The 18,705-nt window shown below is 60.5% G+C and carries 21 protein-coding genes and 1 tRNA gene; 13 read left to right on the top strand and 9 right to left on the bottom strand.

Annotation, left to right across the window (positions count from 1 at the left end):
• Nucleotides 1-6: 6 nt before the first annotated feature.
• The 7 genes from R1W00_RS08500 to R1W00_RS08470 form a co-directional block, all read right to left on the bottom strand.
• Nucleotides 7-780 carry a FadR/GntR family transcriptional regulator gene (locus tag R1W00_RS08500; protein ID WP_317262296.1) on the bottom strand — a complete coding sequence of 258 codons (774 nt, stop codon included), beginning with the start codon at nt 778-780 and terminating at the stop codon, nt 7-9.
• Nucleotides 726-1,718, bottom strand: a complete 993-nt coding sequence (yjfF, locus tag R1W00_RS08495) for a galactofuranose ABC transporter, permease protein YjfF (RefSeq protein ID WP_317262295.1) — start codon at nt 1,716-1,718, stop codon at nt 726-728. The genes R1W00_RS08500 and yjfF overlap by 55 nt, the downstream gene beginning before the upstream one ends.
• Entirely contained in the window at nt 1,715-2,791 is a 1,077-nt protein-coding gene (locus tag R1W00_RS08490) for an ABC transporter permease (RefSeq protein WP_317262294.1), read from the bottom strand. The genes yjfF and R1W00_RS08490 overlap by 4 nt, the downstream gene beginning before the upstream one ends.
• The gene (locus R1W00_RS08485; RefSeq protein WP_317262293.1) at nt 2,788-4,317 is read right to left on the bottom strand and encodes a sugar ABC transporter ATP-binding protein; all 1,530 of its coding nucleotides are present in this window, start codon (nt 4,315-4,317) and stop codon (nt 2,788-2,790) included. The genes R1W00_RS08490 and R1W00_RS08485 overlap by 4 nt, the downstream gene beginning before the upstream one ends.
• Nucleotides 4,318-4,415: 98 nt before the next feature.
• Nucleotides 4,416-5,366 (bottom strand): galactofuranose ABC transporter, galactofuranose-binding protein YtfQ, encoded by a 951-nt coding sequence (gene ytfQ, locus R1W00_RS08480; protein WP_317262292.1) that lies wholly within the window; start codon nt 5,364-5,366, stop codon nt 4,416-4,418.
• A gap of 590 nt (nt 5,367-5,956) precedes the next feature.
• Nucleotides 5,957-6,376 (bottom strand): hypothetical protein, encoded by a 420-nt coding sequence (locus tag R1W00_RS08475; RefSeq protein WP_317262291.1) that lies wholly within the window; start codon nt 6,374-6,376, stop codon nt 5,957-5,959.
• 161 nt (nt 6,377-6,537) lie between these two features.
• Nucleotides 6,538-6,627: transfer RNA gene (locus R1W00_RS08470), tRNA-Ser, on the bottom strand.
• A gap of 144 nt (nt 6,628-6,771) precedes the next feature.
• Between R1W00_RS08470 and R1W00_RS08465 the strand changes: the two genes are divergently transcribed.
• The 8 genes from R1W00_RS08465 to R1W00_RS08430 all read left to right on the top strand — a co-directional run bounded on the left by R1W00_RS08465 (nt 6,772) and on the right by R1W00_RS08430 (nt 13,419).
• A complete protein-coding gene (locus R1W00_RS08465; RefSeq protein ID WP_317262290.1) occupies nt 6,772-7,605 on the top strand; it encodes a hypothetical protein in 834 nt (277 codons plus the stop codon).
• 195 nt (nt 7,606-7,800) lie between these two features.
• Nucleotides 7,801-8,421, top strand: coding sequence for a 50S ribosomal protein L21 (locus tag R1W00_RS08460; protein ID WP_317262289.1), 621 nt, complete (start codon nt 7,801-7,803; stop codon nt 8,419-8,421).
• A 19-nt stretch (nt 8,422-8,440) separates the two neighbouring features.
• On the top strand, nt 8,441-8,710 hold the full coding sequence (gene rpmA, locus R1W00_RS08455) for a 50S ribosomal protein L27 (RefSeq protein WP_317262288.1): 270 nt from the start codon (nt 8,441-8,443) through the stop codon (nt 8,708-8,710).
• Nucleotides 8,711-8,840: 130 nt separating this feature from the next.
• Complete coding sequence (locus tag R1W00_RS08450; protein WP_317262287.1) at nt 8,841-9,380, top strand: GNAT family N-acetyltransferase; 540 nt, start codon at nt 8,841-8,843, stop codon at nt 9,378-9,380.
• Between the two features lie 3 nt (nt 9,381-9,383).
• The gene (locus R1W00_RS08445) at nt 9,384-9,932 is read left to right on the top strand and encodes a GNAT family N-acetyltransferase (protein ID WP_317262286.1); all 549 of its coding nucleotides are present in this window, start codon (nt 9,384-9,386) and stop codon (nt 9,930-9,932) included.
• On the top strand, nt 9,929-10,969 hold the full coding sequence (gene obgE / locus R1W00_RS08440) for a GTPase ObgE (protein WP_317262285.1): 1,041 nt from the start codon (nt 9,929-9,931) through the stop codon (nt 10,967-10,969). Before R1W00_RS08445 ends, obgE begins: the two co-directional genes overlap by 4 nt.
• Nucleotides 10,957-12,063 (top strand): glutamate 5-kinase, encoded by a 1,107-nt coding sequence (proB, locus tag R1W00_RS08435; protein ID WP_317262284.1) that lies wholly within the window; start codon nt 10,957-10,959, stop codon nt 12,061-12,063. The genes obgE and proB overlap by 13 nt, the downstream gene beginning before the upstream one ends.
• A 90-nt stretch (nt 12,064-12,153) precedes the next feature.
• Nucleotides 12,154-13,419, top strand: coding sequence for a glutamate-5-semialdehyde dehydrogenase (locus tag R1W00_RS08430; RefSeq protein ID WP_317262283.1), 1,266 nt, complete (start codon nt 12,154-12,156; stop codon nt 13,417-13,419).
• 3 nt (nt 13,420-13,422) lie between these two features.
• Here R1W00_RS08430 and R1W00_RS08425 read toward each other — a convergent pair whose 3' ends face one another.
• A complete protein-coding gene (locus R1W00_RS08425) occupies nt 13,423-14,025 on the bottom strand; it encodes a histidine phosphotransferase family protein (RefSeq protein ID WP_317262282.1) in 603 nt (200 codons plus the stop codon).
• Between the two features lie 32 nt (nt 14,026-14,057).
• Here R1W00_RS08425 and R1W00_RS08420 point away from each other — a divergent pair, with 32 nt between their 5' ends.
• The 3 genes from R1W00_RS08420 (at nt 14,058) to R1W00_RS08410 (ending at nt 15,970) form a co-directional block, all read left to right on the top strand.
• Complete coding sequence (locus R1W00_RS08420) at nt 14,058-14,240, top strand: DUF3553 domain-containing protein (RefSeq protein WP_317262281.1); 183 nt, start codon at nt 14,058-14,060, stop codon at nt 14,238-14,240.
• A 117-nt stretch (nt 14,241-14,357) separates the two neighbouring features.
• Entirely contained in the window at nt 14,358-15,137 is a 780-nt protein-coding gene (locus R1W00_RS08415) for a GNAT family N-acetyltransferase (RefSeq protein ID WP_317262280.1), read from the top strand.
• A complete protein-coding gene (locus R1W00_RS08410; protein ID WP_317262279.1) occupies nt 15,134-15,970 on the top strand; it encodes a lysophospholipid acyltransferase family protein in 837 nt (278 codons plus the stop codon). Before R1W00_RS08415 ends, R1W00_RS08410 begins: the two co-directional genes overlap by 4 nt.
• Nucleotides 15,971-15,978: 8 nt before the next feature.
• Here the strand turns inward: R1W00_RS08410 and R1W00_RS08405 are convergent, their stop codons facing one another.
• Complete coding sequence (locus R1W00_RS08405; RefSeq protein WP_317262278.1) at nt 15,979-16,599, bottom strand: thiamine phosphate synthase; 621 nt, start codon at nt 16,597-16,599, stop codon at nt 15,979-15,981.
• A 131-nt stretch (nt 16,600-16,730) separates the two neighbouring features.
• Here R1W00_RS08405 and R1W00_RS08400 point away from each other — a divergent pair, with 131 nt between their 5' ends.
• Both R1W00_RS08400 and ctaA read left to right on the top strand, forming a co-directional pair.
• The gene (locus R1W00_RS08400; protein WP_317262277.1) at nt 16,731-17,501 is read left to right on the top strand and encodes an RNA methyltransferase; all 771 of its coding nucleotides are present in this window, start codon (nt 16,731-16,733) and stop codon (nt 17,499-17,501) included.
• A gap of 54 nt (nt 17,502-17,555) precedes the next feature.
• Nucleotides 17,556-18,704: a heme A synthase gene (ctaA, locus tag R1W00_RS08395; RefSeq protein ID WP_317262276.1), complete on the top strand. Its 1,149-nt coding sequence runs from the start codon at nt 17,556-17,558 to the stop codon at nt 18,702-18,704.
• The last annotated feature ends 1 nt before the right edge of the window (nt 18,705 follow it).

The following is an 18,705-nucleotide window of genomic DNA, read 5'->3' as shown; positions in this document are numbered from 1 at the left end:
CTCCCGTCACAGGGTCATGGGCAGGCGGGCAAAGCTGTGTTCGATGATCTCGGTCATCAGGCGGCGCGCCTCGGACGGTTGGCCGGACATGATCGCATTGGCCATCTGGCGGTGGCGGTCGGCGACAATCGACTGGTTCTCGTCGAAATCAACGTCCTTTTGGGCGATGAACAGGGAATACAGGGCCGTTTGCACCAGATCCCCCAGTGACAACAGAAACCGGTTTCCCGTGGCGCGCAGGACCTGCTTGTGAAACTCGTAATCTGCCACCGCAAAGTCGGTGCGTGAGGTGGCTTGTTCCATTCGGTCGCAATAGTCCGACAATAGGCCAGGGGGTAGGGCGTTGGATTTCTCTGCCGCCTTGGCGGCCGCCGCCGGTTCAAAGATCAGCCGGATATCAAACAGTTCGCGGTAGAACTGTTCGGGCGTTTTCAGGGACGCGTGCCACAGCAACACGTCCTTGTCGAACATGTTCCAGTGTTCGGGATCACGCACGTGGGTGCCGACCTTGGCGCGCGACTGGATCATGCCCTTGGCGATCAGGGTTTTCTTGGCCTCGCGCACGACGGTCCGTGACACGCCGAACATCTCACAGATGTCAGGGTCCAGCGGGATCATCGTTTCGCGGGGGTATTCCCCCGCGACGATGGCTTGGCCCAACTGGCCGACAACAAATGTGGTGTGATTGCTTGCCCGTTCCTGTCGCGCCTCACCGTTCACGACGTTCATGAGGGCGCGGCGAAACCAGTCACCGCCTTTCTGCGTGCCGTCGATACCCAAGTGAGCCCCTTTTGAAGCAAGATAAACGCAAATAGCAAAGCACCGATCACGATCTTTGTCCACCAACTGGACAGCGTGCCGTCAAACACGATGTAGGTCTGGATCAGGCCCATAATCAGGATGCCAAAGAAGGTTCCGGCGACAAAGCCATAGCCCCCCGTCAACAAGGTGCCGCCGATGACCACCGCGGCAATCGCGTCCAGTTCAACGCCAACCGTTGCAAGCGAATACCCCGCCGACGTGTAGAGCGAATAGACAATACCCGCCAACCCCGCAAGCCCGCCGGAAATCGCGTAAATCCCGATGGTTGTGCGCGCAAGCGGCACCCCCATAAGCTTGGCCGTGACATCGCCACCCCCAAGCGCATAGACGTTCTGGCCAAACCGTGTGCGGTGCGCGATCAGCATCCCCACCAGAAAGGTCAGCACCATCAGCCCGCCAATCAGACGAAACCGTCCGCCGCTGGGGGCTTTCCAATAGACCGATTGCAGCCAGTCATAGAACGCGTGATCAATCGGCACGCTGTCGGTGGACAGAACATAGGACACGCCCCGCGCCAGAAACATACCGGCAAGGGTCACGATAAAGGCGGGCATCTCAAGGTAATGGATGATCGCCCCCATGGCCGCGCCGAACAAGGTCGTGATGACCAGAACGATGGCAAAAGCCGTCAACGGGTGGATCGACGTATCCCGCAGGATCACCGCAAGGAACACACCGGTAAAGGCGATCACCGATCCCACGGACAGGTCGATCCCGCCCGACAGGATCACAAAGGTCATCCCGACCGCCACGATCCCCAGAAAGGCGTTGTCGGTCAACAGGTTGGCCACAACCCGCGTCGAGAGCATCGACGGGTACTGCCACGCGCAGAGCGCATAGGCGAGAATGAAGGTTGCCAATGTAATGATCAGCGACAGGTGGGTCGAACGTATCATCGGCCGTCTCCATCAATGGGTTTGGGTGTTTTCAGGGGCGGCGCGCCGGACACGCCGGGATCGTCCGGCTTGGCCTCTAGGACGGTGGCGCGCAGGATGTAGATGAAATGCGACACGCGCGGCGACTGGATCACGAGGATCGACAGGATCAACAGGGCCTTGATCACTAGGTTCAGTTCGGGCGGCATTCCCGACAGCAGGATCACCGAATTCACTGATTGAATGATCATTGCCCCGATCAGCGACGCGATGATTGAGAACCGTCCGCCTAGCAGAGAATTCCCGCCAATCACCACCGCTAGGATCGCGTCCAGTTCCAGCCACAGGCCCGCGTTATTCGCGTCCGCGCCCTTGATGTCGGCGGCCACGATCACACCGGCCAGCGCGGCGCAGATGCCGGACACCATATAGACGCACATCAACAGAACACGCGAATTGATCCCCGCAAGGCGGGAAGAGCGTTCGTTGATCCCGATGGCCTCGATCAACATCCCGAGGGCCGTGCGCCGGACGGCAAAGGCGGCAAAGGCCCCAAGGGCAATCCAGATCAGGATCGGGGTCGGAATGCCAAGGATCGTCCCCGCACCAAGGCGGATCAGGCCCTGATTGTTAAAGGTCAGGATAGTGCCTTCGGTGATCAATTGGGCGATGCCGCGCCCTGCGACCATCAGAACAAGGGTGGCCACGATGGGTTGGATGCGCAAAACCGCGACCAACACCCCGTTCCATGCGCCACAAATCGCCCCCACAGCCAGGGCCCCGATCAGGGCGGTTGGCCAGTTCTGCCCCTCAACAACCAGAGACGCGGCGGTTGCGCCCGCGATGGCCATGACCGCGCCGACGGACAGATCAATGCCCTTGGTTGCGATGACCAACGTCATCCCGATACACAGCAACGCCGTCGGCGCGCCACGGTTCAGCACGTCAATCAGGTTGCCAAACAGGCGTCCGTTCTGGAATTCGATCCGGAAAAAGTCCGGAAAAACAAGTAGGTTCAGCAACAGCACAACAGCGAGGATCACAAGCTGGGGCATGATCCGTTTCACGGCGGGGTTGCGGTGCAGAAAGCTCATGCGCGGATCTCCTGCTTGGCGGTGTCGGTCGTGTCCGCAATGGCATGGACGATATTGTCTGCGGTGATCTGATCACCGGTCAGTTCGCCGACCAACCTGCGATCCCGCAAAACCAGAACGCGGCTGGAATAGGCGACAAGTTCCTCAAGCTCGGACGAGGTCACCAACAGGGACATGCCATCACGGCGCAGGCGTTCGATCAGGGAAATGATTTCCGCATGGGCCCCGATGTCGATGCCGCGCGTTGGTTCATCAAGGATCAGGAAATCCGGCTCGGTCGCAAGCCACCGCGCCAACAGCGCCTTTTGCTGGTTTCCGCCCGATAGCAGACGGATAGGCATGTCCAGATTGGACAGGCGAATGTCCAACGCTTTGACATAGTGTTCGGCGATCTCGTCGACCTTGGCGCGTGGGATCGGACGGGTCCAACCCTGCCGCGCCTGCAATGCAATGATGATATTGTCGCGCACACTCAGGTCGCCAACGATGCCCTCGGTTTTGCGATCCTCAGGGCAGAGCGCAAAACCAAGGGCGATCGCATCGCGGGGGTTCGAGATCGACACATCCCGCCCCCTGAACCGGATCTGACCGGCGTCCGCCTTGGCCGATCCGAAGATGAGATTGACAGTTTCGGTGCGTCCCGATCCCAAAAGACCGGCCAGACCGACCACTTCGCCCGTGTGAACGGTGATGGATGTGGGGTCCAACATGCCACTGCGGCCAAGGCCGTCAATCTCAACCAAGGGGGCGCCGACCGCGTCCACCTTGGATTTCGCATGGACCGCTGATTCAAGCTGACGTCCCAGCATCAACATGACAATGTCCTTTTGGGACACGTCGGACAGGACGCGATGCCCGACCACACGCCCGTTGCGCAACACCGTCGCGCAATCGCACAGGTCAAACACCTGATCCAGAAAATGCGTAATGAAAACAATCGATAAACCGCGCTCCTTCAACTTGCGAATAACGGAAAAAATCAACTGGATTTCTTCGCGGTCGAGGCTGGCGGTGGGTTCGTCCAAGATCAGAACCTTGCCCGACAGTTCCACCGCGCGGGCGATGGCGATCACCTGTTGGATGGCCACGGAAAAATCCGACAGCGGGTCGGCGGGATTGATATCCACCCCATAGCCCCGCAACAGGTCCGCCGCGCGCCGGTTCATTTCGCGCCGTGCCACGAACGGGCCGCGCATGGGCTGGCGTCCCAGAAACAGGTTCTCGGCCACGGACAGGTTCGGCAGCAGATTGACCTCTTGATAGACGGTCCCGATGCCCAGATCCTGACTGTCTTTGGTCGATTTCGGATCGACCCGTTCACCGTCGATCTCGATACTGCCCGTGTCGCGCCGGTAGGCCCCCGTAAGGCATTTGATAAGCGTCGATTTTCCGGCGCCGTTTTCGCCCAAAATCGCATGAATTTCGCCGCGTTTCAGGTCCAGATCCACATCGTCGAGCGCAATCGTGCCCGGAAAGAATTTGGAAACGCCCCGCGCCCGAAGCACGGTCGGCCGGTTGTCTGTCATTGCTCTGCTCTATGTGCGTTGATGGATGGATAGCCCCGCCGTTCTGGTGCGGGACTATCCAAGCCGATCACAGATCGTGCGTAAAGGGATGCGCGGCCTTAGTAGCCGAGGCCCTTTTTCTCTTCGTAGATGGCGGCATTGTCGTCGGCCAAGGTGTAGAGACGGGATTCCGTCTGGATCCACTTGGGCGGTACGGTGCCATTGTCGAGATAGGCCTCAAGCGCGTCCAGAGCGGGACCCGCCATATTCGGCGTCAGTTCGATCGTCGCATTCATCTCGCCGTTTGCGATGGCAAGGTGGGCATCGGGAACCGCGTCAATGGCCACGATCTTGATGTCCTTGCCGGGGTTCAGGCCGGCCTCTTTGATCGCCTGGATCGCCCCGACGGCCATGTCGTCGTTATGAGCATAGAGCGCACAGATGTTTTCGCCGCCCTCTGCCTTGAGAAAGCTCTCCATCACGGTTTTGCCAAGAGAACGCGTGAAATCGCCGGTTTGGCTGCGCACGATCTCTAGGTTGGCGTGACCGGCGATGGCCTGTTCGAACCCCGTCTTGCGGTCAATCGCAGGGGACGAACCGGTCGTGCCTTGCAGCTCGACAATGCGACACTGATCGCCCGCCATTTCGTCGACAAGCCACTGACCCGCAACCGATCCTTCATGCACAAGGTCCGATGTCACCGCAGTCAGATACAGGTCCTCTGGTGCATCAACCGTCCGGTCCAGCAGGATAACCGGAATGTCGGCGTCCTTGGCTTCCTCCAGTACCTCGTCCCAACCGGTCGCAACCACCGGCGCGATCAGGATCGCATCGACGCCTTGCGCCACAAAAGACCGCAGCGCCTTGATCTGGTTTTCTTGTTTTTGCTGCGCGTCTGCGAATTTCAAATTGATGCCACGGCGCTCGGCCTCAAGCTTGGTCACCGTGGTTTCGGCGGCGCGCCATCCGGATTCAGACCCGATCTGCGAAAAGCCGATGGTGATATCGGCCAAAGCCGCGACAGGTGCCAATGCAACCGCACTGGCCAGTAGAATAGACTTTACCTTCATGTGTTCCTCCCTAGTTCTCCTCCAAGGTGAACTGATTAAGTATTACTTTATTATTTTTGTAAACAGGGTTGAGGTCGTGACCCTCTGACGGGCTGTTTTCAGATGCTCAAAATCTTGGGGGAACAACGGGGCGTCTGTCATCAAAAAACAGACTTAAGTCGTTATCAGGTAACAAACTTTAGGTTGGGTCGGGCAGGGGGTATAGGCAGGCCTCTTTGGGCTGGGGCGCAAGGGGCGCGGAGGGGCCAGAGCTTCGCCAGACCTGCCGAATCAGGCAGCGCAAGTCGCGACGGCGCGCCGGTCCGGCAGCCGCCCCGTTGCAGGGTCAGACCGATGGCAAGGTCGTCAACGGGCGCATCGGTGTGTCACGCAGGTCATCCCGACCGCCACGGTCTTCGGAAGGGCGTTGTCGGTCAGCAGGGCGTCCGCGTGACAGATGGAGATGGACGCATATTCGGGGCAGGGCGGATGAAACGCTTAGGCCGCAGCCATAGCGCCGCGCGAGTACGCGGGCCACTGTTTATACGTGTTGTGGGGCGCACCTATATGTTGTGGCGCACGCAACATCCGCTATGCGGGACGGGGCGGACCTAGCGCAAACCTCGCCGCAAGAGCGAGTCATTGATGGAGCGACGCTGTCGATAGAACTCGGGACCGCTATTAGACTTCGCTACTTCGAAGCCGATTTTTTCCAGAACTCGCATCAATTTCGGATTTGGTGTTGAGCAGTTTCTTGCATAAACAGACCATTCGATTGCAGCAAACTCCCGCATCAAGGCCGCTCTTTCGATTGTGTCGATTAGTACTGGCAGGACGCCATCTCCACCTTGATCTACCACCGCAATTTCAACCGAAAGCACTTTTCCTGATTTGGAGAACTCAGCGAGAACTTCTGCCGCTCCAACAGAGAAAACAATTGGACGCCCCGCCAGTACGTAGGATTCTAAATCTTCTAGGTTCACTAGCTCGCTTGGCTTGATGCCATCAATCAATAGTTCGGGCTTCGGCATAGTGTTCCAACTGTTTGTTTATGTCATGTGAAGCTCAGAGTGGCTGAAACACAACCCACAGTTTGGGCTCTTACCGGGCATCCCATAAGCGCGACAAAGCATCGATCGCGTGCCCTTAACGGACACTTACCAAAAATGATGTTGGGAAATCAGTAGGCAAGTGGCGGAGAGACAGGGATTCGAACCCTGGGTGGGCTTGCACCCACAACGGTTTTCGAGACCGCCCCGTTCGACCACTCCGGCACCTCTCCGCAGCCTGTGGCCTTGTGTGAGGGGCGATGTAATGCCAAGCGCGGACGGGCGCAACCCAGTTTTTTGCTTTTATGTTCGAAAGCTTGGAAAAATTCTGTGGCGTCCCTAAATTGGCAGGGAATTTCATCATCGGGACAACAGGTATGACGCGCATTTTTTCGATCGGGGTGTTGGTTTTGTGGGCCCAAAGCGCGGTGGCCCAGTCCGCGCCGGTCCCCGAGCAGGTGGATGCGCTATTGGATGCGATCCGGTTGCGCGACACGGTTGAGGTCATGACCGAGGAAAGCCTGAGCTATGGCCAAGAGATCGGGGACGATATCATGGCCGGCGGCGGGCAGAGCCCCGTTTGGGTCGCGCAGTTGGAGGACATCTATGATGCCGACCGCCAATATGCGGTGATGCGCCGCGTGATGGCGCGCGAATTGGGGGATCGGGACTTGACGTCGATCCTTGAGTTCTACGGCGATGGGGTCGGGGCCGAGGCCATCGCGCTTGAGATCGAGGCACGGCGCGCCTTGCTGGATCAGGCGGCAGAGGACGCCGCGATTGCCCGCCTTGAGGAATTGCGCGACGACAACGACCCGCGTCTGGACCTTGTGGAGCAGTTTGTTGAGGCCAACGATCTGGTCGAGTTGAACGTCTCGGGCGGCCTCAATGCCGAGTTTGCCTTTCTCAGCGGGTTTTATACCGGCTCGGGCGCTGTGGCCGAAATCCCCGAGAGCGATATCCTGTCCGAGGTTTGGGGGCGCGAACAAGAGGTGCGCGACAGCACATCCGAATGGCTGGCATATTACCTGTTGATGGCCTATCATCCTCTTAGTGACGCGGACCTACAGACCTATATCGACTATTCCGAGACCGAGGCGGGGCGCGCGTTGAACCTTGCGTTGTTTGCGGCCTTTGATGTTCTGTTCACCCAGACGTCGCGCGAATTGGGCTTTGCCACCGGCCAGATGGTCGTGGGCGAAGATATCTGACAAAATCTCAGGAAACACAGGGTGATCCCTGTTGACTTGGGCGGGGAATCTATGGATAAGCCCGCATCCCTGCCCAGAGTCCGTCTTGGCGGGGTGATTATTGTCTGCCCATAAGGGCGCGCAGTCTGAGGCGCGGTTCGCCGCCAAACACCGCCACGCGGGGCCACAAGACGCGGAAATGAAAAGGAAAGACACATGTTTGCGGTTCTGAAAACCGGCGGCAAGCAGTACAAAGTTCAGTCCGGCGACGTTCTGCGCGTTGAGAAACTGGCGGCTGCAGCGGGCGAAAAAGTCCAATTCAACGAGATTCTGATGCTGGGTTCGACCATCGGCGCCCCCACCGTAGAAGGTGCGGCGGTTCAAGCTGAGGTCATCGACCAGATCAAAGGCGAAAAGCTGATCCACTACGTCAAGCGTCGTCGTAAGCACAGCTCGCAGCGTAAAAAAGGCCACCGTCAGCAACTGACCCTGCTGCGCGTGACCGACATCCTGGAATCGGGTGCTGACAAATCCGGCGTCAAAGCCGCTGTTGGTGCTGGCTCGGTTTCGGGTGAGGCTGCTCCGGCTGCTGCGCCCGCCAAGAAAGCCGCCCCCAAGAAAGCAGCAGCCGCTGCTGGTGGTGACGATCTGAAAAAGCTGTCGGGTGTAGGTCCGGCTCTGGAAAAGAAACTGATTGAAGCTGGTGTCACCACCTTCGCGCAAATCGCCTCGTGGGGCGAAGCCGAGATTGCCGAGTTCGACGAGAAACTGTCGTTCAAAGGCCGCATCGAGCGTGAAGGTTGGGTCGAACAGGCCAAAGAACTGGCCAACGGCTAAGGTATAGGAGAACAGCGATATGGCACATAAAAAAGCAGGCGGTTCATCCCGTAACGGTCGCGACTCTGCTGGTCGCCGCCTTGGTATCAAAAAGTTCGGCGGCGAAGCTGTCGTTCCCGGCAACATCATCGCACGTCAGCGCGGCACCAAGTGGTGGCCGGGTGACAACGTCGGCATGGGCAAAGACCACACGATCTTTGCAACTGCCGAGGGTGCTGTGACCTTCCGCAAAGGCCTGAAAGGCCGCACCTTTATTTCGGTTCTGCCGGTGGCGGAGGCCGCTGAATAAGCCGAAACCCAAGGGTTCAAGTTTTTAGGGGATCGGCACCGCCGGTCCCCTTTTTCGTTTTCGAGATGATCACAAAATTAGGATTTTCGCGTTAACGGTAGCAAGTGATATGCTTTCGGAGGAGGAGAGCATGAACGTACTGACATCTGAATTACAGCCGACCATCGCGGCGGACCGGTTCGATTTGCGCCCTGTGCGCCCGTCCGATGCGGGGCTGTTTCAACTTTACGCCGGAGATGAACGCGTCGCGAGTTTTACGCGCTCGATCCCGCATCCCCTGCCACCGGGGGCCAGTGAGGCGTTTATCAAACGCTCAATGGCACCAGAGCGCAGCGAGGACGTCTGGGTTCTGGACGGCTCGCGCTTTGGTCAATCCGAGGTGCTGGGTGTGATCGGTCTGGACCGCATCAACGACACCCAGTCCGAGATCGGCTATTGGGTGGTGCCCGCGTCGTGGAACACGGGTCTTGCATCCGAGGCGGTGCGCGCGCTGTTGGCTGCGAACCCGCTCAAGAACACGTCGGTTGTGGCCGAGGTGTTTCAGGACAACCCGCGCTCTGCCCAAGTGCTGACCAACGCGGGGTTTGAATATATCGGCGATGCCGAGGCGTTCTGTGTGGCGCGCAATGCAACCGTGCGCACATGGACCTACGTACGAAAGATGGACTAGGCGATGACAGATGCGCCGTTGGATTTAACCCTGAACACGGCGCGTTTGACCCTTCGGCAAATGACGCCCGACGATGCGCCCGAATTTCGGCGGATGGTGTGTATCCCGTCCGTCGGTCGGATGCTGTTCGTGTTTCCGCCCGATTGGACGGATGAGGCCGCGCGCGCATGGATCCCCGATTGGGTCTATCGCGGTGATCTGAAGCTGCGCCTTGCGATTGAGGACCCGTCGGGTCGCTTCATCGGCACCGTTGGCGCGGTTGACATGGACGGTCGGGTACAGCTGTTTTACTTCATCGACCCAGATCACGCGGGCCATGGCTATGTGTCCGAGGCCGCGCGCGCCTTTCTGACGTGGCTGTTTGCCCAGTTCGACATCGACCTGGTCCATGCCGATGCCTTTATCGACAATCCCGCCTCGGCGCGGGTTTTAGAGAAGCTGGGCTTTGAATATATGGGCCAAGGCATGGGAAGTTCGGCCGCAAGGCTTGAGGATTGCGCGATTTCCCTCTATCGCCTGACGCGAAACCGTTTCGAAAGCACTCTGTCATGAAATTCCTTGATCTGGCCAAAGTTTACATCCGCTCGGGCGCGGGGGGGAATGGCTGTGCCAGCTTCCGCCGCGAAAAGTTCATGGAATACGGCGGACCGGATGGTGGCGACGGGGGCTGTGGCGGCGATGTGTGGGTTGAGGCCGTCGATGGTCTGAACACGCTGATCGATTTCCGCTATCAACAGCACTTTTTCGCCAAGAACGGACAACCCGGCATGGGGCGTCAGCGCACCGGCAAGGACGGCGATGACATCATCCTGCGCGTGCCCGTCGGGACCGAGGTGCTGGACGAGGACGAAGAAACTGTTCTGGCCGACCTGACCGAACTGGGCCAGCGCGTGCAATTGGCGCGCGGCGGTAACGGTGGTTTTGGCAACCTGCACTTCAAAACCTCAACGAACCAGGCGCCGCGCCGTGCGAACTCGGGTCAGCCGGGGGTCGAGCGTACGATCTGGTTGCGCCTGAAACTGATCGCGGATGCGGGTCTGTTGGGCCTGCCGAATGCGGGCAAATCGACCTTTCTGGCGGCGACGTCGAACGCGCGTCCGAAAATCGCGGATTACCCGTTCACCACGCTGCACCCGAACCTTGGGGTGGTAGGCGTCGATAACGTCGAATTCGTGATTGCCGACATTCCCGGCCTGATCGAGGGCGCGCATGAGGGTCGCGGGATCGGCGACCGGTTCCTTGGGCATGTGGAACGCTGTGCGGTGCTGCTGCATCTGGTGGATGGCACGTCGGAAACCGTGGTCGAAGATTACCAGACCATCATTCATGAGCTTGAGGCCTATGGCGGCGATCTGGCTCATAAACCGCGGATCACCGTTCTGAACAAGATCGACGCGCTGGATATTGATGAGCTGGCCGAGCGTCGCGATGCACTGGCCAAGGCCAGCGGCGGCAAGGTCATGACCATGTCGGGCGTCGCCAAACAGGGCACGACCGAGGTTCTGCGCGCACTGCGGGCCCAGATCGACGAGGACCGCCTGCGCCAGAAGAAATCCGCAGAAGAGGACGACCAGCCTTGGCATCCCTAACATCGGCGAAACGCCTTGTTGTCAAAATCGGCTCGGCCTTGCTGGTCGACCGGAACACGGGGGCATTGCGCCAAGAGTGGCTGCACGGATTGGCCGAGGATGTTGCGGCGGCTAAATCGGCGGGCGCAGACGTGGTTCTGGTGTCGTCGGGGTCCATCGCGCTGGGGCGTTCGATCCTTGGGTTGCCCGCGGGCGCGCTGTCGCTTGAACAGTCACAGGCCGCTGCCGCCGTCGGACAAATCCGTCTGGCCCGCGCCTATGAAGAGGCCCTGACGCCCCACGGGATCACCACCGCGCAGGTTCTGGTCACGCTTGAGGACAGCGCGGATCGTCGCCGCTATCTGAATTCGCGCAACACGCTGGCGACGCTGATCGGCTATGGCGTGGTGCCGATCGTCAACGAAAACGACACTGTCGCCACGGATGAAATCCGGTTCGGCGACAACGACCGCTTGGCCGCGCAGGTGGCCGTGACCGTGGGCGCGGATCAGTTGATCCTGTTGTCCGATGTCGACGGGTTCTACACGGCCAGCCCCGCGATTGATCCCAACGCGACGCGGTTTGATGTGATCGACGACATCACCCCCGAGATTGAGGCGATGGCGGGCGATGCCGGTTCGGGTCTGTCCAAGGGCGGGATGAAGACCAAGGTTCTGGCCGCCAAGACCGCGACCGGTGCGGGCTGTGCCATGGCGATCACCGAGGGGTCCGTCATGCGGCCCCTACAGGCGCTGGAAAACGGCGCGAATGCCACGTGGTTCCTGCCCAGAACCGACCCGCAGGCCGCGCGCAAGAAATGGATCGCCTCGATGAAGCCCCAAGGCATCATCGCGATTGACGCGGGCGCGGCGGCGGCGTTGAAGCGGGGCAAATCCCTGTTGCCCGCCGGTGTGGTGTCGGTCACGGGCGGTTTCGGGCGTGGCGACGCGGTTGAGGTGCACGCGCCCGATCACACGGTGCTGGCGCGCGGGTTGATCCGTTACACCGCCGATGAGGCCCGCGCGATCGCCGGTGCCCATTCGGATGAGATCGAAACGCGCCTCGGCTATCCCGGTCGCGCTGCGTTGATCCATCGCGATGATATGGCTCTTTGATAAAACGTTGACATTTTGTTTGCGTTGACCCATCTGCGTTCTGTATAAAGCGCAGACGGGGCGCTTGCCCGTGGATCGAAAGGCAAAGACATGAAAGACGTAGATGATATCGCCGCTGTGATGGTTGATCTGGGACGCCGCGCGCGTGCCGCTGCGAATGAACTGGCCTTTGCTGATCCAGCGGCGAAACGTCTGGCGATTGAGGCGGCCGCCGATGCGGTGATGGCCCGCGCCGAAGAGATCAAGGCCGCCAACGCCAAGGACATGGAATTTGCCCGCGAAAAGGGCCTGTCGGGCGCGATGATCGACCGGCTGATGCTGGACGATGCGCGGATTGCGGCGATGGCGGGGGGCCTTCGTACCGTTGCGGCGCAGGACGATCCGGTCGGGCAGGTGATGTCGGAATGGGATCGGCCCTCGGGTCTGCACATCAAACGCGTGCGCACGCCCCTTGGCGTGATAGGTGTGATCTATGAAAGCCGCCCCAATGTGACGGCGGATGCCGGTGCCCTGTGCCTGAAGGCCGGGAATGCCGTGATCCTGCGCGGCGGTTCGGAAAGTTTCCACAGCTCGGGCGTGATCCATTCCTGTTTGCAGGACGGGCTGCGCGCCGCCGGTCTGCCCGAGGACGCGATTCAGCGCGTGCCGACACGTGATCGCGCGGCGGTGGCGGAACTGCTGCGGATGACGGATTATGTCGACGTGATCGTGCCCCGTGGCGGCAAGGGATTGGTTGGTCTGGTTCAACGTGAGGCGCGTGTTCCCGTGTTCGCCCATCTTGAGGGCATCGTGCACATCTATCTGGACAAGGACGCCGATCCGCAAAAGGCGATGGATGTGGTGATGAACGCGAAAACGCGGCGCACCGGCATCTGTGGCGCGGCGGAATGTCTGTTGATCCACAAGGATCTGGTCGACGGTCTGGGTGGGGACATCATCCGCGCGCTGGTCGACGCGGGCGTGCGTGTGCACGCCGATCCGACCTTGGCCACCATTGAGGACACCACGCCTGCGACGGATGCCGATTGGGGACGCGAATATCTGGACATGGATATCGCGGCCAAGGTTGTCGATGACGTCGATGGCGCGATCAAGCACATCCGCACCTTCAGCAGCAGCCACACCGATTGTGTGATCACCGAGGATGACGCGGTGGCCGACCGGTTCTTTACCCGTCTGGACAGTGCGATCCTGATGCGCAACGCCTCGACCCAGTTTGCCGATGGCGGTGAGTTCGGGATGGGCGCGGAAATCGGCATTGCGACGGGCAAAATGCACGCCCGTGGTCCGGTGGGGGCCGAGCAATTGACCAGCTTCAAATATATCGTGGTCGGTCAGGGCACCGTGCGCCCCTAAATCCTAGAACGTCAGGCGGACCGCCCCATCGGTCAGGTCCGTTTGCAACCGTCGTCCCGCCGCGCGCAATGCGTCGGGGACCAGTGCGAATTGCACCTCGGCCGCCGACAGGCCGGGGGCCGGTACGGCCTCGGCCATCTGACCCCAGACCGCAGGATCGGTGTCGATCCGTTCGCCCGTCGCATGGATGGTCCAACCCGCATCGGTGCAGGTCAGGGAGATTTCGCCGCCACGGGGCAGGGCGGTTTCCACGCACATCACCAACAACAGGGCCAGTTTCGCCTCAACCCGCCGGATCGCCTTGGGTAGGTCACAAGTCATCGTCAGGCGCGGGCCGGTGAACATGGCGGTCGCGGCCTCGGACACCTCGGACCCTTTGACCACCGCATCCGTGGACGCCGCGCCAAAGGCCAGACGGAACACGCGAATCCGTGTGTGGGCGTTCTGGACGCTGTCGCGGATCAGGTCGAATTCCGGCCCAGAACTGTTCGACATCATCTCAAGCAGTTCCAACCCATTGCCGATTGCGCCCAGAGGGCTGATAAGGTCATGACAGATCCGCGATCCAATCAGGGCGTTTACATCAGGCGAACCGGTATGGGTCATGGCAATTCCTTTAACGACAGGCGGCCGAATTCATGAGTGATTTGAACGACTTTCTGGAACCGGGCCAATTCGTGCGCCATCCCGAGCGCGACGATTGGGGCCTGGGACAGGTGCAATCCAACATCAACGGCAAGATCACCGTGAATTTCCAAGAGCAGGGAAAGGTCGTGATTGATGGGGCCCAAGTGCCTTTGATTCCAGTGTTTGACGTTTGATAGCGTCATCCTGCTGCCGTCTTGGTTAACACGTGGTTAACGGCCATGTGTCGCGGTTGCCAAACGGCTGTGCGCTGCCTAGAACCCAAGGCCAGAGACCCCAGATAGAACGTGATCATGCCGCGCCCGACCGAAGACCATTTTGAACTGCGCCTTGCCGCCACGCGCGAAGACATCCGCGCGGCGCAACACCTGCGCTATCGGGTGTTTGTGCAGGAACTGGGCGGCGACGGCGCGATGGTGGATCACGACGCACAGCTGGAAATGGACGCGTTCGATCCGGTCTATGACCACCTGTTGTTGTTGGACCGACGTCGGGGCGACACCGTGCGTGACAGGGTCGTCGGTGTCTATCGCCTGATGCGCAGCGACCGCGTGGCCGAGGCGGGGCGCTATTACTGCGAAGACGAATATGACCTGAGCGTGCTCAAGGCCTCGGGGCGGCGTCTGTTGGAACTGGGCAGGTCCTGTGTCGATGCGGACTATCGCGGCGGGACGGCGATGTTGCATCTCTGGAGCGGTCTGGCCAGATACGTGGCCGATCATGACATCGACATCCTGTTTGGCGTGGCAAGCTTTCACGGCACCGACATTGGCGCGCTGAAACAGGCGCTGTCGTTCCTCTACCACAACCATCTGGCGCCCGAGGACGTGCGCGTGCGCGCCGTTGCGGATCATTTCCAGCCGATGGATTTGCTGCCTCCCGATCAGATCGACCGCAAAGAGGCGGTGCTGCAGGTCCCTGCGTTGATCAAGGGATACCTGCGTCTGGGCGGCACGGTCGGGGATGGGGCGTTTATTGATCACGCGTTCAATACCACCGATGTCTGTCTGATCATGGACACGGCGCGTATGACGGCGGGCGCAAACGCGAAATACAAAAAGGGCCGCGCATGACGACGACTTGGGGCGAAGGTCAGGAAATCACACCACCGCGCCCCACGGCGTTGGGATGGCTGTTGGTTCTGGTGCGGGGCGTGACGCTGGGCGTTGTGGTATTTGGCGGGCTGTTGATCCTGTTGGCGCTGCGGTTCATTGAACGTCCGCTCTGCGGGGCGCATCGCCCCGTGACGCCCTATATCACCCAAATCGTTTGTCGAACGGCGTTCATCATCCTTGGGATCCGCTATCGCGTGCAGGGCACCCCGATGCGCCAACGCGGGGCGATTGTGGCCAACCATGCATCGTGGCTGGATATTTTCGCGCTGAACGCGCGCAAACGCATCTATTTCGTGTCCAAGGCCGAGGTCGCCAAATGGCCCGGGATCGGCTGGCTGGCGCGGGCGACGGGAACGGTGTTCATCAACCGCGACCGCAAAGAGGCCGCCGCGCAAAAGGCGATGTTCGAGGAACGCCTGACCATCGGGCACAAGCTGTTGTTCTTTCCCGAGGGCACCTCAACCGATGGGCGGCGGGTTCTGACGTTCAAGCCGACCCTGTTTGCCGCGTTTTTCGCCGACGAGCTGCGCGATTTCCTGCATGTTCAACCGGTCACATTGGTCTATCGCGCGCCCAAGGGGGCGGATGCGCGGTTCTATGGCTGGTGGGGCGATATGGAGTTCGGCGCGCATATGCTGGCCGTTCTGGCCGCGCCGCGACAGGGCTCGGTCACGCTGATCTATCATGAGCCGATTTCGGTGGCGGCAGCGGGGGATCGCAAGGCCCTCGCGGCGGCCTGTCAGGCGGCCGTTCTCAGCGGCCTGCCTGAAGAGGTTCGTGCGAACGACTAATCCGCCCGTTAGCCCATGGCGGCGATCATGTCGCCCAGTGCGGCGGCGGCATCGTCCTGACGCCAGATTTCTTCGCCAATGCCGAAAAAATCGGTGATCGGCGACAGGGTGCGGATCAGATCGATATCCAGCGCGCCCTCGGCGACCACGGGCACCTCGATCATCTCCGACCACCATGCAAACAGGTCCGGTTCCGCGACCGATCCATCGCCCAGCGAGGTTTTCCCGACGGGGCCGAACGCGATGTAATCCGCGCCACCTTCGCCTGCGTTCATGCCATCATGGCTGGACGTGCCACAGAACGCGCCGACGATGGCGTCCTCACCCAGTTCCTTGCGCGCCTTGCGTACAGAGCGCGCACCATCGGTAAGATGCACACCGTCAAGGCCAAGGCGTTCCACCATCTGCACATGGGTGTCGATGGCAATCGCGATGTCACGGGCATGGCACACCTCGCGCAGGGCATCGCCCGCGCGCGACAACCGGTCCTCGTCCGTGGTGGCCAGCGACAGGCGCACACAGGCGATCTCATGCGCGTCCAGAACCGAGGCCAGCCGGTCCGGAAAGGACGACAGTTCAAACGACGGGGGCGTGATCAGATAGATTTGCGGGCGCTCGATCTCGGCCATTTGGGGCTCCTTCGTGACATTGGGGTGCTATAGCGGGGAATTTGCCGAACGGGAAGGGGGCAGCTGCGCCACGATCCCTTGTAAAGGCGCGGTCCAGCGCGTATCACCCGCCCGTATTTTAAGGAAGCGCGATGACCGATCCCCAGACCCAAACTCCGGCCCAAAATCCTGTGGCCCCGGCCTTTGTCCTGATCCGCCCGCAAATGGGCGAAAACATCGGGGGTGCGGCGCGGGCGATGTGGAACTTTGGCCTTGACCGGATGCGGATCGTGGCCCCGCGCGACGGTTGGCCCAATCAGCGCGCGATTGCCATGTCCAGCGGGGCGGGACGTCTTCTGGACGAGGCAGGGTTGTTTGACACGACCGCCGAGGCGCTGGCCGATTGTGATTATGTGTTTGCGACCACCGCGCGGCCCCGTGGGTTGACCAAGCCGGTGATGACGCCCGAGCGCGCGATGGAACACGCCCGTGCCCTGTGCGCCGAGGGCAAAAAGGTCGGCGTCATGTTCGGCCCCGAACGCGCCGGTCTGGAGAACGAGGACATCGTTCAGGCCAACGCCATCGTCACCGTGCCGGTGAACCCTGCCTTTGCCTCGCTGAACCTTGCGCAATGTGTGTTGCTGACCGCCTATGAATGGGGTCGTCAGACCACCGACACCCCGCCCGAGGTGATGGAGATGGCCAAGACCGAGGTCGCCGCCCATGTCGAGGTGCAAAAGCTGGCCGATCATTTCGAGGAACGGCTCGAAGAGGCGGGATTCTTCTTTCCGCCTGAAAAGGCCGCCAACATGAAAACCAACCTGCGCAACCTGTGGTCGCGTATGCCCCTGACCAAGGCCGACGTACAGGTGTTTCACGGCATGATGCGGCAACTGGTCCGATGGAAGAACAAGTCCGAGTGACTTGAAGCGCACAGGGCCGCGCCCTAGTGTCAGCACGCGACAGATGAGGACAGCATGAGCGGCAAGCGCAGTATCTTTGAAGAGGTCGGCACGACCAAATCCGAAACCGCCCCCAGCACCCCCAAGGGCGGTGTGATCGACGGGGCGCGCCGTCGCGGCGCACGCGGGGCGATCCGCGCGTGGTTGATGGTGCTTTTTGCCATGGTGGTGGCGATGATCGTGGTGGGCGGGCTGACCCGTCTGACCGACAGCGGTCTGTCGATCACCGAATGGCGTCCCGTGACCGGTGCCATGCCCCCGCTGAGCGAGGCCGCGTGGCAATCCGAGTTCGAGAAATACCAAGCCATCCCCGAATATCAGTTGCAGAACAAGGGGATGAGCCTACAGGAATTCAAGTTCATCTATTGGTGGGAATGGGGCCACCGCCAACTGGGCCGTACCATTGGTCTGGTCTGGGCGATCGGGTTCTTCGGCTTTATGGTCGCGCGCAAAATCCCGACGGGGTGGACGCGGCCGTTGCTTGGGATTGGCTTGCTTGGTGGTCTGCAGGGCGCAGTGGGTTGGTGGATGGTGCATTCGGGCCTGTCCGGTGATCGGGTCGATGTGGCCAGCTATCGCCTTGCGACGCACCTTGGGATTGCCTTTGTCATTCTCGGGTTCATCGCGTGGTTCGTGTTTAAACTGGGCCGCGAAGAGGGCGACCTGATACAGGCCCGCCGCGGACGTGAGGCCAAGCTGTTTTCCATGTCGACCGGCCTGATGCATTTCGCGTTCCTGCAAATCCTGCTGGGCGCGCTGGTCGCGGGGATCGATGCGGGGCGCAACTATATCGACTGGCCGTTGATGGCCGGTGGGTTCCTGCCGCCCGAACCGTTCTCGATCACGCCTGTCTGGCGGAACTTCTTTGAAAACGACGGTCTGGTGCAGTTCCTGCACCGCATGTCGGGTTATGGTCTGTTTATCTTTGGCCTGATCACATGGAACCGCGCCCGCAAGAGCGCCAATATGAAATCGCGCCGTGCGTTTGACTGGATGGCGACCATGATGTTTGGTCAGATGGTTCTGGGCGTGGTGACGGTGATGCATTCCTCGCCGTGGAATATCGCGATCCTGCATCAGTTGGGGGCGGTGATCCTGTGGGTTCTGATCCTGCGGGCCCGTTTCATCGCGCAATATCCGTTTGCTCAATCCGTTCGGGGGTAAA

It is taken from the genome of Rhodovulum sp. FJ3 (genome assembly GCF_032918305.1).
Classification (GTDB): domain Bacteria; phylum Pseudomonadota; class Alphaproteobacteria; order Rhodobacterales; family Rhodobacteraceae; genus SAT37.
This window is presented reverse-complemented; position numbering and strand designations above follow the sequence as displayed.